Source organism: Amorphus orientalis (assembly GCF_030814015.1).
Classification (GTDB): domain Bacteria; phylum Pseudomonadota; class Alphaproteobacteria; order Rhizobiales; family Amorphaceae; genus Amorphus; species Amorphus orientalis.
Window position 1 is genome coordinate 243008 of the sequence record NZ_JAUSUL010000005.1, and the last position, 16276, is coordinate 259283.

A 16276-nucleotide genomic window follows, 5' to 3' on the forward strand; every position below is an offset into this window, starting at 1 on the left:
ACAGATGCACCGATTGCACGAACCGTGCAATACGTCGCCTTCTGATCCGCGGCTTGCTTCATCCGGCCCTTGCACCGAATGAAATCGGCATGACCCGTCCGGACGCCCACAAGATCACGTCCTTGCCGATCCCGAAAGGAATGGCCGCGTTCGCTTCCAGCGATCAAGGCGGCGGTCGACGGAATTGCCCTTGGATCAATCAGACGGACGGCAGGTGCCCCGAGAGCTTGAACCTCCTCCATTTTTCAGGAGCGGCCGTCGCGATCAATGAGACGGCCGCATGAGAATGGGTTCGACGGCTGATCCGGCGCAAGAGCCGGCTGCCGGAAGCGACCGGATTTGTCCGGAAGCGGAATGGCGGGTCTCGGCGCGAGGATTTCCCACTCCAGACATTCGGCAAACTTAATCGGAGCCTGATTGTCGTTCCCTCAGAACCTGACCGTGAAGCGCCCGGTGACGGCGTTGTCGGTGGCCCCGGACCCGAACTGACCGTCGTAGGAGACACCCAGCAAAACCCCCTCGACGCCGCGCGCCGGCATCGCGCCGAGATCGAACTCCAGACCGGCGCCCACAACGGCTACGTCCTCGGCGATCGGCGTTCCCTGAACGGTGAAGGGCGATCCGCCGGCGAACGCGCTGGTCGCAGAGGGATCGAGGGAGCCGAACGCGTGGCGCCAGCCCACGAGGCCGCTCACCTTCGCACGGGCCGACGACAGCGGGACCGGGACCACGGCGGACGCGCGCACCCCCAGCGTCGAATAGGTGACCTCGGTGGTATCGCTCTGCACCGAGAGCGCGGCGGTTCCGCCGGTTTCCGTGTAGGCGTCCGTCGCCGCGCTGACATAGGCGAGGCCCGCGAACGGCTCGACCGCGGCCCAGCGCGTCGTGACCTCATAACCCGCCTCGCCGAACACCTGGGTGGTGCCGCCGCTGGTGGCGCCGGTCAGATATTGCGACATGCCGGGGTAGGAGACGGTGCGCGCGGTCTCGATCTCGGACCAGGTGTAGGAGGCGCCGCCGCGGAGGTTCAGGCCCCGCCACCCCGTGCCGCCATAGACGCCGAGATGGTAGAGCGTGGCGTCGGCCGACGAGGAGCGCGCGTCGGCGTCGTAGCTGGAGGCCTGGTAGCCGGCCAGGACCCCGGCCCGACCGTACGGTCCGATCGCCGCATCGCCGCCGACCAGGAAACCGGCCGTGTCGCGGTCGAGGGGCGCAGAACTGCCGGTGCCGTCCGAGGAGCCCCAGGAACCGAAAAGCTCGCCCCAGGCGGAGAAGGCCGGGCCTTCCGGCGCGGGCTTGGCGATCGCGCCGTTGCCGGAATAGGCCACGCTGTCGGCCCCGCCGCCGCCGAACGCGGAGAAGGCGGCCTGGATGCGCGCCATCGCCGCCTCGCGCACGACACGGCTGTCTTCCACCAGCCCCGTCTTGAGGCTGCCGTGAATCTCGCCGTGAAGCGCATCATAGGCCTCCTTCGCCCCGGCGGCGTCGAGTCTCACCACCGTGTCGTAAATCGCGCTGCCCGCGCCGAGGTCATCGATCGCTGCGGCAGTCGCGGCCTGGTTCGGGGTGTCGGCGACCGCGACGAAGCTGACGTCGTTGCGCACCAGGGTCAGGAAGACCGCGTTCGGCAGGTAGCTCAGGCTCGGGTCGAGGAACGCCAGTGTGGAGGACACGCCGGCGAACCGCCCCGTGATCCCGCCGTCCGCGGTCAGGATCGGGTAGTTCGACGATACGGCATAGGCGCCGTCGAAGCCGATGTGCGCGACCTCGCCGCCCCGGATGGAGATCGTCCCGGTGGCGTGGATCAGGTCGGCTTCCGTGCTGCCGGGCCGGGTCTCGACCGAATAGACCGAGCCGGCCTCGAACACCAGATTGCCGGCCACGGTGATGGCGCCGATCGAGTTGCCCGGCGCAATCATGCCACCCGACTGCACCATCGTGTCGCCTACGGTGCCGTTTCCGGCGAGCCGGCCGCCGGCGCCGAGCACCAGGTTGCCGCCGAGCGTGGTGTTGCCGAGCGTCATCGTGAAGTTCCGGACCGTCGTCTCGCCCTGGTAACCGGCGTTGTCGCCGGTGAGCCGGACCTGGCCGCCGCCGGTGTAGAGCACGTCGCCGGCGCCCGTGACGGCCCCGGCGTAGGAGCCGTCGAAAGCCTGATCGAAAGTCAGGTTGGTGCCGGCCGCGACCATCACATCGCCGGTGAACAGCGCCGTCGTGGAGACTATCGAGCCGGCCAGGATCGACCACGGCAGGCTGCTCGCCCCGGTGAGCGTGAGCGTGCCGGCGCCGGACTTCACCATCTGCCCGTTCGTCCCGTTCAGGCCGCCGATCGAGCCGGCGAACGTGCCGTCGGAGGTCTGCGCGAATTCCACCGTACCGGCGTTGGCGAGGTTGCCCCGGATCGAGGACGTGGTGCCAATGAGCGTCCCGGAGGCGACGCTGGTCCCGCCGGTGTAGGTGTTGGCCCCTGTCAGTGTCAGCGTGCCGGCGCCGGACATGCCCAGGGCCCCACTCCCGGTAATCGGGCCGGAGAGCGTCAGCGTCGTGCCCGACGCGGGCGCGAACCCGCCGTCGGTCGACGTCGTGGCGACCGACCGCGAGGTCTCGACCGAGGCCGTGGTCGAAAGCGTACCGCCGGCGAGCGTGAGTCCGCCCGCCGCCACGCCCAGCGCCGCGTCGGACGCCACCTGCAGCGTACCCGCTGCGATCTGCGTCCCGCCGGTGTAGGTGTTCGTCCCCGTCAGAACCAGCGTGCCGGCGCCGGACTGGGTCAGCGCCCCGCTCCCGGTGAGCGTGCCGGAGAGTGTGAGTGTCGTGCCCGCCGCCGGCGCGAAGCCTCCGGTCGAAGACGACAGCGCCGCGGCCCGGCCGGTGTCGAAGCTTGCCGTCGTCGCCAACGTGCCGCCGGCCATCATCAGCCCGCCCGCCGCCGCACCCAGCGCCGCGTCGGACGCCACCTGCAGCGTGCCGGCCGCGATCTGCGTCCCGCCGCTGTAGGTGTTGGTCCCTGCGAGCACCAGCGTGCCGGAGCCCTGCTTGGCAAGCTGGGTGCCGGTTCCGTCGGCGATGGTTGACGCGATCGTCGTCGTCACGCCGCCGTCGACGTTGATCGTCCCCGCGCTCCCGCTCGCGGGCGACATCGCCAACGTGCCGCCGGTCAGCAGGTAGCCGGTGGTCTTGAACTGCAGCGTGTCGAAGGTCCGCGAGCCGGAGACCGTCACGGTGCCGGCGGCCCCCGCGAAGATCCCGACCGACGATCCCCAGATCATGTTGGCCGACCCGTCGCTCGACGTCCAGTTGGTGGTCGGCCCGTCCCAGGATCCCGAACCGCCGTCGATCACGCCGTTGGCGGTCGTGTTCGACCCGTCCCAGAACAGCATCGACTGGCCGCTCGAGAGCACCTGCAGGTTGACCTGGCCCGGCAGCGAGGTGTCGACGGTGTTGACCGAACCGGGTACCCCGCTGACGGTCACCGTGTCGAAGGAGCCGCCGAACTGGCCGCCATAATCGAACAGATAGTAGTAGCCGGCGGAGCCGACGCTCGCAGTCAGCGTGCCGCCCAGCGTCAGGTTGCCGCCGACCGAGACGAAGTCGTTGGTGGCGCTCCCCGACACGTTCGGCGTGTTCAGCTCGAACACCGTGGTCGACCCCGAAGACAGCGTCAGATCGCCGTTCAACGTGAGCGTGCCCGGGCTCGCCCCCGGCGACAGCGTACCGCCGCTCTGGACTATCACACCGCCGCCCACCGTGCCGGTGCCCGCCAGGGTTCCGCCCGACGCGACCTGAAGCGATGAGGACGCACCACCCAGCGTACCATCCACCTGCAGGATCCCGCCGGAAACGGTGGCGGCGCCGGCGTAGCCGGTGCTCGTCCCGGAAAGGGCAAGCGTCCCGGTGCCGGTCTTGCCGAAGGCAGAGCTCCCGGATAGGGCGCCGCTGAAGGTGGCGGCGAGGCCATCGGCGATCGAGATCCCGCCGCCCGAACCAGTGAAGGAGATGGCGTTGTCGACGGTCGTCGTGCCGGTCAGCGCCAGCGATCCGCCGTTCAGGATGACCTCAAGCCCGCCCAGGTTGGCATCCGAGGCAATCTGGAGCCTCCCGGCCTGGACCAGCGTGGAACCATGGCTGTTGCTGCCCGAGAGGACCAGGGTGCCCGAGCCCGTCTTTCTCAGGGAGGCCGAAGCTCCCGACACCATCCCGCTCAATGTCGTCGTGAGGCCGCTCCCGATGTCGACGGTGGCAGACGACGTGATCCCCACGTCGTTGCCGATGGTCGTCGAGCTGGCGACGGCCAGGGTGCCCCCCGAAAAGGACAGATTGCCGGCCCCGAGGCTTGCCTGAGACGCCACGGCAAGCGTTCCGGAACTGATCGCGGTCCCGCCCGAATGGGTGTTGGTTCCGGTCAGGGCGAGTGTGCCCGCGCCTGTCTTCGTCAGCGCTCCCGTGCCGCTGACGACGCCGCTGAGGGTCGCCGACACGCCGCCGGCCACCGACACGCCACCACCGGAACCCGCGCTGACGGCGTTGTCGATGGTGGTGGCCCCGGTCAGGCCCAGATAGCCGCCGGCGAGGACGATGGCGCCGGTGCCCAGATTGCTGTCGGAGGCCACCGCCAGCGTTCCGTCGGTAATCGTCGTCGTGCCCGAATAGGTGTTCGCCCCGGAAAGGGTGAGAGTTCCAGCCGACACCTTGATCAGACCGCCGGAGCCTCCGATCACGCCACTCGCGGTCGGTGACGCGTTTGCCGTGTCGATCGTCCCGCTCCCGGCACCGAGGGTCATGTCGTTGTCGAAGGTCGTATCCGCACCGAGCTGAAGCGCACCGCCGTTCAACGTGATCATTCCGGAGCCGAGATTGCCGTCGCTCGTCACCCGGACAGTCCCCCCGATGATTTCGGTTGAGCCATAAGTATTCGAGCCGGAGAGGCTGAGGGTGCCGGCACCGGCCTTCGTCAGCGTGGTGCCGCCGACGCTGCCGCTCAGGGTCGGAAAGAGGCCTGTGGCGACCGAGATCGTTCCCCCGCCGGACTGCAGCGTGACGGTATTGTCGAAGGTGCCGCTGCCATCGAGGCGGAGCGTGGTGCCATTCAGCCTCACGGTGCCCGCCCCGAGATTGCTGTCCGAGGCGACCGCCAGCGTCCCGCCGGCGATCGACGTCGTTCCCGAGTACGTGTTCGTCCCGGAGAGGGTGAGGGTTCCCGCCGAAATCTTGGTGAGGTTGCCCGACCCTCCGATCGCTCCGCTCAAGGTCGGCGACGTGGTGGCCGTGTCGATCGTCCCGTTGCCGGCGCCGAGCATGATCGCGTTGTCGACCGTCGCGTTCGTGCTCAACTGCAGCGCACCGCCGTTCAACGTGACCGTTCCGGTGCCGAGATTGCCGTCGCTCGTCACCCTGAGACCGCCGCTGATAATCTCGGTCGCTCCATAGGAGTTCGTGCCGGAGAGGCTGAGGGTCCCGGCCCCGACCTTGGTCAGGCGGCCGCTCCCCGACACTGCCCCGCTGAGGACGGCTTCATCGCCCGTCTGCACCTCTATGCTCCCGTTGGAGCTGCCCAACGTGACGGCGTTGTCCACGGTGAAGCTGCCCGTCAGTCCGAGCGTGCCACCGTCGAGAGTCACGGTGCCCACGCCGAGGTTGCCGTCGGCGGAGATCGAAAGCGTGCCGCCCGTCACCGTCCACGGCGTCGTCTCCGTCGTGGTTCCGGTCAGGGTCCAGGTGCCGGATCCGGTCTTCTCGAAGGCCTCGAAACCCCGGAACTGATTGCCGGACCCGATCTCGGCAACGTTGAACGTGGAACTGTAAGGACCTCCGAGAGCGAGCGTGTCGGACGACCCGCCCGCGACGACAAACCCGGTGAACGCGTAGCCGGCTTCCAGCGTCAGCCTGTTGGTGCCGCCGGTGAATTCGATTGCGTTCGCCCGCACCGTTCTGCTGGCGTCGAGACCGCCGCTGACGCTGCCCGACACGGTGACGTCGAGCCCGCTGCCGCGGAGGCCGACGCCACCAAGCCCGATCGATCCCTGTGTCCCCCCGGAGCCCACAAAGTCCGTTCCCGCCCCGTCTCCGCCGTTGACGCCCCCGGAGATCGTCACCGTGGCGGAGGAACCCAAGGACAAGCCCGTCCCGCCGTCCCCGCCATTGCCCGACGCATCGACCATGGCACCCCCGGAGCCGCGGCCGCCCGCGCCTCCGGAAACCGTGCCGCTGACGATCAGATTGACCGTCTGATCGGTGGCAAACCCATCGCCGCCGAGACCACCGTTTCCTCCACTGGTGCTGGCGCCGCCGCCGGTACCGCCGTCGCCGCCCCTCCCTCCGGTCACGCTTCCCGCGATGGAGAGGTCTGTCGGCTGCGTTGCGACGAGCCCGATGCCGCCATCGCCGCCGGACCCGCCGCCCCCATTGAAAAGATTGCTGAGACCTCTGCCGCCGCTTCCGCCGGCGCCCCCGGTTAAGACAGACGATCCGCCCACTGATCCGGACGTCCCGGTGTAGACAGCACCGTAGCCGCCGGCGCCACCGCCGCCGCCGCCGCCTCCATACGAGGTACCGTCGACGCCGGTGCCGCCGATGCCGCCCCGGCCGCCCGTCAGCGTCCCCGCGATGCTGTCTCCGACGTAGCCGTGGGCACCGCCGCCGCCGCCACCACCTTGCCCGCCATTGCCGCCATCGAGACCGGTTCCGGCCTGACCTCCGGCTCCATATCCTGTTCCGCCCCTGCCCTGGCTTTCGCCGGCGCCTCCGCCACCCCCGCCGCTGCTGGCCTCGACGTTCGGAAACGAGCCGTCCGCGCCGGCCCCGCCGGTCCCCGTATTCACGGACACGCCACCGGCGCCGCCTGGAGTTGTCCCGTTCTCCGCTGTGCCACCGGCCCCGCCGCCGGCAAATGCCGGCTGGGACGCCAGAAGGACGACCGATGCGGTGCCCAGAAGGATCAAGCGGCGCGTTCGCTGGCCTGATCCGGATCGCCCCAAGCCACGCAGGGTCGCGGCGGGTGGGTGACCGTGCGCCGACAGGTGCCGCCGGTCCCCCGACTCACCGAACAGAAACACCGACATGCAGGATTGCCCCTCCACACCGACGACGGCCCCCGCGTCGGTCGGAATCGAATCTTCATCCGGAAAAGCAAGACAACATGGAGTCGATCGATCAATAAACTCTGATGGTGAGCTGTACAGAATTGAGAAATATTTGAGTCAAGTGACAAAAATAACACTGCACTTCGCAGAATCAAATATTCCCGATGCTTAATTTAAGAATTCTCTTATGGATGGCCGGCCACAGCCGGCCGCCCGGCAGGGTCCGCACTCGCCTTCACCTCACAAACAGGAAGGGCGCCCGCGACCACTTTTCGCTGAAGCCCGCTAAAAGCCGTCGGTGCCGTAAAGCTCCACGCGGCCACGAAGCGCCCGTCGCGAAGCTCAGGCGGCGGGCCGGTTTGTCAAACAGGGGCCTCCACAAGACCGCGCAAGCGCCTCAACAGCCTCTCTGCTATGTATCCAGCCCCCGTCCGGATCGGACAACAACGTGAATAAGGCCAACTTATAGACACGGACAAAACGGAGAGCAGGGCCAGCAAACAAATCGGACATAAATGCCGAATCAAAAGTGAAAAACACTTTTCAGATTGCCTCTCATGAGCGTAAATTTCTTGGAAAGTATATCATTTAACAAAGAGGCCGTCCAATGATACTCTAAAAACCCCCGGAAACCCTCACGCCGCCTCATCCAGATTTCGCCACGCGCCGGGACACCTTGCGACAACAACTCCCAGTGCCCACCGAGGCAGAAGGCTCGGCTTGTTGGGATTCGGGACAACGGAGCCTTCGCGGTTCCGAACGAGCACCAGGAAGGCATCGCCCCTGGCGTCCTTCGAACCGACCCAACCTTGATCGACCTCTACATTCTGCCCGGCGATTGGATCGAGGAGTACGGAGAGCCCGCGGCCCCTTCATCACGGCGCCCGTGAAGCACCCGGGAAAGACATGCATGATGGCGGGAAGGTGCTGACGCCGGTCCGGGACCTGGTAGACGAACTGGTGGGCTCTCCGGGGCGATGATGGTATCGAGAGAGAAATCGGCCTTTTCCGTCAGCCGGCCAATGCGGCCGGTGGGCGTCGATGTTGGTATCGAAACAGTGACTGAGAATAAAGATCAATTAAAACAGATAGTTAGACCGACAATCGCCACCGGCGGCGGGAGTGAGTTGGTTCCGGACCGCGCGCCGGTATCCGGCGCACCCCCACACTCCGCGACCTCCGCCTCGGCGCCCGCGCCGACCCTTGCGGGTGCCCGATGAGCCGTCAGACCGCGACCATCGATGCCCATTCCGCAGCACGCGTGATCGCGCGCGTGCGCGACTGGGCCCCCCTCGTCCACTGCCTCACCAACACCGTGGCCCAGGCCTTCACCGCCAACGTGCTCGTCGCCCTCGGTGCGGTGCCGTCCATGACCGTGCACGCGGACGAGGTCGGCGCGCTGGTGGAGACCGCAGACAGTCTGCTGATCAATCTCGGCACCCTCGATCCGGAGCGCCGCGCCGGCACCGAGGCCGCTGTCCGGGCCGCCCAGGCCACCGGAAAGCCCTGGGTGCTCGATCCGGTCAAGGTGGACCGGGTCGCCACCCGACGCGCCTTCGCGCTCGCGCTGCTCAAGCGCGATCCCGCCATCGTGCGCGGAAACTCCGCCGAGATGGCCGCCCTCTTCCCCCAGATCGCCGGCGCACAGGGCACAGTGGTCGCCGTGACCGGCGCCCGCGACAGCCTGTCCGACGGGCGCCGCACCATTCTGGTCGACAACGGCGATCCGCTTCTCGCCCGCATGATCGCGACCGGCTGTGCGCTCTCCGCCCTGATCGCCACGTGCCGGGCGGTGGAGCCGGATTCCCTTCTCGCCGCCGTCGCCGCGACCGCCACCTGGGGGATCGCGGCGGAACGGGCGGCCATCGGGTCGCCGGGCCCGGGAACCTTCGCGGTCCGCCTGATCGACGAGATCGGCGAGATCGACACCGCAACGATCGAGCGCCACGCGCGCATCCGCAACGGCTGAGCCGGCGCGGCCCCTTCATTCAGGAGTATCCATTCCATGTCTCCCCCGATCGCCCTGACGATTGCAGGAACCGACCCGACCGGCGGCGCGGGCATCCAGGCCGACCTGAAGACGTTCGCCGCCCTCGGCGTCTACGGCGCCTCCGCCATGACCGCGCTGGTCGCCCAGAACACCCAGGGCGTGCGCGCCATCCATGACGTGCCGCCGGACTTCATCCGCGCCCAGATTGACTCCGTCTTCGACGATCTCACCGTCGACGCGGTGAAGATCGGCATGCTGTCGAAGCCCGACGTCATCCGCACCGTCGCCGCCGCCCTCGATGCCCGCGGGGCGCGGCCCGTCGTGCTCGATCCGGTGATGGTGGCGGCCTCCGGCGACCCGCTCCTGGACGAGGACGCCGTCGCCGACATCCGCGACGTGCTGATCCCGCGCGCCAGCTTGATCACGCCGAACCTCGCCGAAGCCGCCAAGCTTCTCGACTGCGAGGTCGCGGAGACTTCCGAGGCGATGCGCGAGCAGGCGGAGGCGCTTCTGAAGTTCGGATCCGACGCCGTGCTCCTCAAAGGTGGGCATGGCAGCGGCGCGGACGCCGCCGATGTGTTGGTGACGCGGAAGGGCGGCGAGCCGCGCTGGTTCGTGGCCGAGCGCATCGACACCCGCAACACCCACGGCACCGGCTGCACCCTGTCCTCCGCCATTGCCGCCGGCCTCGCCCGGGGCCTGCCGCTCGCCGACGCGGTCGCGCTCGCCAAGGACTATCTCACCGGCGCGCTTGCTGCCGCCGACACGATCGTCGTGGGCAAGGGACGTGGTCCGGTGCACCATTTCCATGCGCTCTGGCAGAAAACGCAGGCCTGACGCTCAGTCCGTTGCGGCTTCGCCGATGAGCTTGGAATAGACATCGGGCCGACGCCGGGAGATCAGCATCAGATCGTCCTCCGGCAGGATCAGGACCCGGGTCGGCACGGTCGCGACCAGCGGCCCGTCGGTGCCGTAGCGCTCCAGCGAGAGCGGCCCGCCGAACATATCGCCCTCACCCAGAAGAACCGGCGGCTCGTCTGCCGGCGCGGCCGGTCCGTCGCCCTCCTCCGTGGGCGCGTCGGCGGGCTCCGGCGGCAGCGCGGGCGCTTCCAGCGTTCCGAACACGACGATGAACAGGTCGGCGGGCGTCTCGTGGGAATGGACCACGATGTCGCCGGAATTGAACGACCGCGCGACCAGCCGGGGCATGATGCGGACGATGGTCGCCGCATCGAGCCCGGCGAACGCCGGCACGCGCCCGATCATGCCCCAGGTGATCGTGAAATCGCGCCGGCGGATGACCTCGGCGAACGACGACGACAGGATCGCGGTCGGCAGCGCGATGAACGCGAAGCCCACCACCATGGTGATCACGGCGATGGCCCGTCCGAGCGGGGTCTCGGGCACGGAATCGCCATAGCCCACGGTGGTGATGGTCACGATCGCCCACCACAGCGACTTCAGAACGCTGCCGAAATCGTCGGGCTGACCGGCGCGCTCGGCATAGGTGATGCTGGTTGCCGAAAGCAGCACCACGGTCACCAGGATGACCGCACAGGCGATCAGGGCGCGCCGTTCCGCGAAGATCGCCTCGGCGAGCGCCGCCATCCCGCCGGAATAGCGGAACAGCTTCAGAAGCCGCACGATCCGCAGGAAGACGAACGATGTGAGATCGAGCGCGACGAACGGGGCGGCGGCCAGCGGCAGGATGACGAAGGCATCGACCAGGGCGGCCGGCGTCACCGCGTAGCGCAGCCGAGCCTTCCATTTCCGCATGCCGCGGTAGCGCGGGTGCTCGACGCAGGACCACACCCGGGCGGCGTATTCGACGGCGAAGATCACAAGCGTGACGAGCTCGACCCACAACAGGACCGGCCCGAATCCATCCCGCAGGCGGTCATCGGTCGCCGCCAGCGCGACCAGCACGTTCACGACCACGACCGCGATCAGCCCGTAGCGCACCGCGATGGCGCCCGGGTCCGGCGACCCGTCGCTTTCCAGCAGGAAATAGGCCCGCCTGCGCCGGCGCTCCCAGTCGGTTCGCGGCTGCGGCCGGCGCGCACGGGCCGCGGCGCTCCGCGTCTGGCCACCCTGGTCGCTGCTCATTCCACGCGCCCCCCGCGTCCGGCCTCCCGTCTGACCCACAGTCCGGACTCCTGCCAGGCAGCGCGTCCCGATGGTCCGGGCGGCGCCGGAGACGCGTTTCGGTCAGGCTCCGCCGGCAAGCGCGGCCTCGACCGCCGCCAGCGCCTTGTCGGCATCGCCGGCATTGGGACCGCCGGCCTGGGCGAGATCCGGCCGGCCGCCGCCGCCCTTGCCGCCGAGCGCCTCGGAACCGGCGCGCACCAGGCTCACCGCATCATAGCGGTCGGTCAGGTCGGCGGTCACGCCCACGACGATCCCGGCCTTGCCGTCGTCCGCCTTGCCGATGATCGCGACCACGCCGGAGCCGAGCTTCTTCTTGGCATCGTCGACGAGACCCTTCAGGTCCTTGCCGCCGATCCCCTCGACGGTGCGGCCCATGAAGCTCACGTCGCCCACCTTCTTGACGTCCGCCTCGCCGCCGCCACTGCCGGCCGGGCCGGCGAGCGCCAGCTTCTTGCGGGTGTCGGCGAGCTCGCGCTCCAGACGTCGGCGTTCCTCGACCAGCGTTGCCGAGCGGTCGACGACATCGCCGACGGCCACCTTGAGCACGTTCGCGACCTCGCGCACGCGCTTGTCCTGTCCCTGCAGATAGCGGCGCGCCTGGCCGGCGGTGAACGCCTCGATCCGGCGCACGCCAGCGGAAACCGCGCTCTCGGAGACCACGCTCACCAGCCCGATATCGCCGGTCCGGCGGACATGGGTGCCGCCGCACAGCTCCATCGAATAGACCCGCTCGCGGCCGTTCCCGTCGCGCTCGTGGCCCATGGCCACGACCCGGACCTCGTCGGCGTACTTCTCGCCGAAGAGCGCCATCGCCCCCGCCTCGATCGCGTCTTCCAGCGCCATCAGCCGGGTGGTCACGGGATCGTTCTGCAGAACGATCCGGTTGGCCACCTCCTCTACGGCCTCGATCTCCTCGGCCGACATCGGCTTGTTGTGGGAGAAGTCGAAGCGCAGCCGGTCGGGGGCGACCAGCGAGCCCTTCTGGGCAACATGGGTGCCGAGCACCTGGCGCAGCGCCTCGTGGACCAGATGGGTCGCGGAATGGTTGGCCCGGATCTGGCTGCGGCGCTCCGCGTCGATCTTCAGGTTGAGCGCCGTGTCGGGCGTCAGCACGCCCTCTTCCACCCGTCCGAAGTGGAGCGACAGCCCGTCGGCCTTCTTCTGGGTGTCGGTGACGACGAAGCGCACGCCCGGCGCCGACATCTCGCCGGTGTCGCCGACCTGGCCGCCGGCCTCGCCGTAGAACGGGGTCTGGTTGAGGATGACGACACCCTCCTGGCCTGCCTCGAGCCGGTCGATCTCCTTGCCGTCGGCGACCAGCGCCGTCACCACGCCTTCGGCCGTGTCGGTCTCGTAGCCGAGGAAGTCGGTCGCGCCGACCCGGTCCTTGACCGCGAACCACACGGTCTCGACGGCCGCCTCGCCCGAGCCCTTCCAGCCCTTGCGGGCCTCCGCGCGCTGGCGCTCCATGGCCTGCTCGAAGTTCTGAATTTCTACAGTTATGCCACGTGCCCGCAGCGCATCCTGGGTCAAGTCAAGCGGAAATCCATACGTGTCATAGAGCTTGAAGGCAATCTCGCCACTCAAAGCTGCTTCCATTACTGTATTTGCCTGCTTCTCAGGCAGCTTCAAAAGAGCCTCTTTTTTTTCAGGAATTGTACTTAAAAAAACAATATTTTTATTATCTTTATTAACTTCAAAGGCCCGCGAAGCATAATAATCCACCTCGTCGGGTTGGAGATTTTCAATACGACTCCGTGTATTTTCAGTTACAGCACGCTCTTCTTCTTCGAGTAGACTATTGCCCCGGTCCAGGGTCCGGCGGAAGCGGTCCTCCTCCAGCTCCAGTGTTTCGGTGATCAGGTCCTCCGCCCGGCCGAGTTCCGGATAGGCGCGGCCCATTTCCCGCACGAGCGCCGGCACCAGCCGGCACAGAACCGGCTCGCGGGCACCGAGCAGATGGGCGTGGCGCATCGCGCGGCGCATGATCCGCCGCAGGACGTAGCCGCGGCCCTCGTTGGAGGGCATCACGCCGTCGGCGAGCAGGAAGCTGGAGGCGCGCAGATGGTCGGCGATCACCTTATGGCTCACGTGGCTCGCGCCTTCGGCGGCGACGCCGGTCACCTCTTCCGACGCCGCGATCAGCGCGCCGAACAGGTCGATCTCATAGTTGTCGTGGACGCCCTGGAGCACGGCCGCGATCCGCTCCAGCCCCATGCCGGTGTCGATCGACGGCTTCGGCAGCGCCAGACGCTCGCCGCCGGGCTGCTGGTCGAACTGCATGAAGACCAGGTTCCAGATCTCGATGAACCGGTCGCCGTCCTCGTCGGGCGAGCCGGGCGGACCGCCGGGGATGCCCTCGCCGTGGTCGAAGAAGATTTCCGAGCAGGGCCCGCACGGCCCCGTGTCGCCCATCTGCCAGAAATTGTCGGAGGTCGGGATCCGGATGATCCGGTCTTCCGGCAACCCGGCGATCTTCTTCCAGAGATCGAACGCCTCGTCGTCCTCGGAATAGACGGTCGCCAGCAGCCGGTCCGCCGGCAGGCCGAACTCCTTCGTCACCAGGTTCCAGGCCAGCTCGATCGCCCGGTCCTTGAAATAGTCGCCGAAGGAGAAGTTGCCGAGCATCTCGAAGAAGGTGTGGTGCCGGGCCGTGTAGCCGACATTGTCGAGATCGTTGTGCTTGCCGCCGGCGCGCACGCACTTCTGGGACGTCACCGCACGCGGCGGATCGCGATGCTCCAGCCCGGTAAAGACGTTCTTGAACTGCACCATCCCGGCATTGGTGAACATCAGCGTCGGATCGTTGCGCGGGACGAGCGAACTCGACGGCACGATCTCGTGCCCCTCGCGCTTGAAATAATCCAGAAACGCAGACCGGATTTCGTTGACGCCACTCATCAAGACTACCTGTTCGGGCCGGGAGATCGCACCGGGCATGGGTGTTCCGCGATTTATAGCCTCGGCACCGGTCCTGTCCACCGGACCGATGCGGGCGGAGCGGGATCCGGCCGCACACCCCGGGCTGCGCGGCGCCGGTCCCGTTGGCCGGTCGCAGAGGGTGAGCGGTGCTCGAGGCTCTCCCTGTCCCGATGGCGGCGCATCCGGGCTCCGGGGCCGCATGCCGCAGCCTTCACCGACCGCCGACCTGGGCTCGCGCCTGACCGCGTCGGGAGGCGTCGCCACGCCTTCCGGCGCTCAGGCAGACCACAAATCAACCACACAAGCGGAGGCTGGGGCTGGGCTGAGGCATTGCCTCATCCCCCCGTCCATTCCGGCACAAGCCGGATTCCAAGGCGGGGTCTCAGGCGCCCGTCGTGTCGCCCTGGATGCCGGCCTTCGCCGGCATGAGCGGGTGAGAGGTGGTGCCAACCGATCCAACCTCCGGACCAGCCGGACAGCACCCACCATCGGGCGCCTGCGCGCCGGCCGGTCAAGAGGCGCGGAGCGGAGCGACCGGGACAAGGATCAACTGGCGGGGAGCGGAGCGACCGGGAGAAGGATCAGCTGGCGGGGAGCGGAGCGACCGGCACGAAAGACCAGGCCGCGCCCGCGCAGCCAGCGCGCGACCGCGCGCCGGCCGGTCAGGCCGCGCCCGCACAGCGATGAGCGCAGCGACCTCGTGTGAGCGAAAAAACCGGCCGCCCGGGCGGAAAACCGCTCCGCACTTTTCCTGGCGTTGGCTTTCATTACCGCAACGCCGACCGCGAAACCGGTTCCCACTTTCGCTGGCGTTGGCTTTTTTTTACCGCAACGCCCGGGCGGAAAACCGCTGTGCACTTTTCCTGGCGTTGGCTTTTGTTTACCGCAACGCCGAACGCGAAACCGGTGCCCACTTTCGCTGGCGTTGCTGGTCAGCCCTCCGCGGCCGTGTCGGGTTCGTCGCCGTCCGCGTCCGGTTCCGCCACGCCGACGATCTTCTCCGCGATGAGCCCGGCGTTCTGCCGGATCGCGGACTCGATGGTCGCCGCCACGTCCGGATTGTCACGCAGGAACTGCTTGGAGTTCTCGCGTCCCTGGCCGAGCCGCTGGCTGTCATAGGAGAACCAGGCGCCTGACTTCTCCACGATGCCGGCCTTCACGCCGAGATCGAGCAGCTCGCCGACCTTGGAGATGCCCTCGCCGTACATGATGTCGAACTCGACCTCGCGGAACGGCGGCGCCAGCTTGTTCTTCACCACCTTCACGCGGGTCTGGTTGCCGGTCACCTCGTCCCGGTCCTTGATCGCGCCGATGCGGCGGATGTCGAGGCGGACGGAGGAATAGAACTTCAGCGCGTTGCCGCCGGTGGTCGTCTCCGGCGAGCCGAACATCACCCCGATCTTCATGCGGATCTGGTTGATGAAGATGACCATGCAGTGGGAGCGGGAGATCGAGCCGGTCAGCTTGCGCAGCGCCTGGCTCATCAGCCGCGCCTGCAGGCCGGGAAGCTGGTCGCCCATCTCGCCCTCGAGCTCGGCCCGCGGCGTCAGCGCCGCCACCGAATCGATCACCAGCACGTCGATGGCGCCGGAGCGCACCAGCGTGTCGGCGATCTCCAGCGCCTGCTCGCCGGCATCGGGCTGGGAGATCAGCAGATCCTCGATGTTGACGCCCAGCTTGCGGGCATAGATCGGATCCAGCGCGTGCTCGGCGTCCACGAAGGCGCAGATGCCGCCCTTCTTCTGGGATTCCGCCACCGTGTGCAGCGCCAGCGTCGTCTTGCCCGACGATTCGGGTCCGTAGATCTCCACGATCCGGCCCTTCGGCAGCCCGCCGATCCCGAGCGCGATGTCGAGCCCGAGCGAGCCCGTCGGCACCGCCTCGACCTCGACGGCCGAGCCCTGACCGAGCTTCATGATCGACCCTTTGCCGAACGACCGCTCGATCTGAGAGATCGCGGCCGTCAGCGCCTTGCTTTTGTCCATTGAGGAACCCTCGACCAGTCTCAGATTCGCCTGTGCCATTCGTCGTCTCCTATGTCTCACGACGCCCGGAAGCTTTTCAACGGCGCGATTGTACCTGTTTTGTTCCTGTTCGCAATATGTTCTCGTTCGGGCCGTCGATTTTTCCGCCTTCG

6 protein-coding genes are annotated in these 16276 nt (G+C 67.9%); 2 read left to right on the forward strand and 4 right to left on the reverse strand.

The window, feature by feature from the left end:
* Positions 1–428 precede the first annotated feature (428 nt).
* Positions 429–6818: an autotransporter-associated beta strand repeat-containing protein gene (locus J2S73_RS19890; RefSeq protein ID WP_306887434.1), complete on the reverse strand. Its 6390-nt coding sequence runs from the start codon at positions 6816–6818 to the stop codon at positions 429–431.
* 1477 nt (positions 6819–8295) lie between these two features.
* On the opposite strand from J2S73_RS19890, the gene J2S73_RS19895 reads away from it, so the two are divergent.
* Positions 8296–9048, forward strand: a complete 753-nt coding sequence (locus J2S73_RS19895; RefSeq protein WP_306887435.1) for a hydroxyethylthiazole kinase — start codon at positions 8296–8298, stop codon at positions 9046–9048.
* 36 nt (positions 9049–9084) lie between these two features.
* Positions 9085–9906 (forward strand): bifunctional hydroxymethylpyrimidine kinase/phosphomethylpyrimidine kinase, encoded by an 822-nt coding sequence (thiD, locus tag J2S73_RS19900; RefSeq protein WP_306887436.1) that lies wholly within the window; start codon positions 9085–9087, stop codon positions 9904–9906.
* Positions 9907–9909: 3 nt separating this feature from the next.
* Here thiD and J2S73_RS19905 read toward each other — a convergent pair whose 3' ends face one another.
* The 3 genes from J2S73_RS19905 to recA form a co-directional block, all read right to left on the reverse strand.
* Positions 9910–11175, reverse strand: coding sequence for a cyclic nucleotide-gated ion channel (locus J2S73_RS19905; protein ID WP_306887437.1), 1266 nt, complete (start codon positions 11173–11175; stop codon positions 9910–9912).
* 102 nt (positions 11176–11277) lie between these two features.
* On the reverse strand, positions 11278–14118 hold the full coding sequence (gene alaS, locus J2S73_RS19910) for an alanine--tRNA ligase (RefSeq protein WP_306887438.1): 2841 nt from the start codon (positions 14116–14118) through the stop codon (positions 11278–11280).
* A 953-nt stretch (positions 14119–15071) separates the two neighbouring features.
* Positions 15072–16163, reverse strand: coding sequence for a recombinase RecA (gene recA, locus J2S73_RS19915; protein ID WP_306887439.1), 1092 nt, complete (start codon positions 16161–16163; stop codon positions 15072–15074).
* Positions 16164–16276 lie beyond the last annotated feature (113 nt).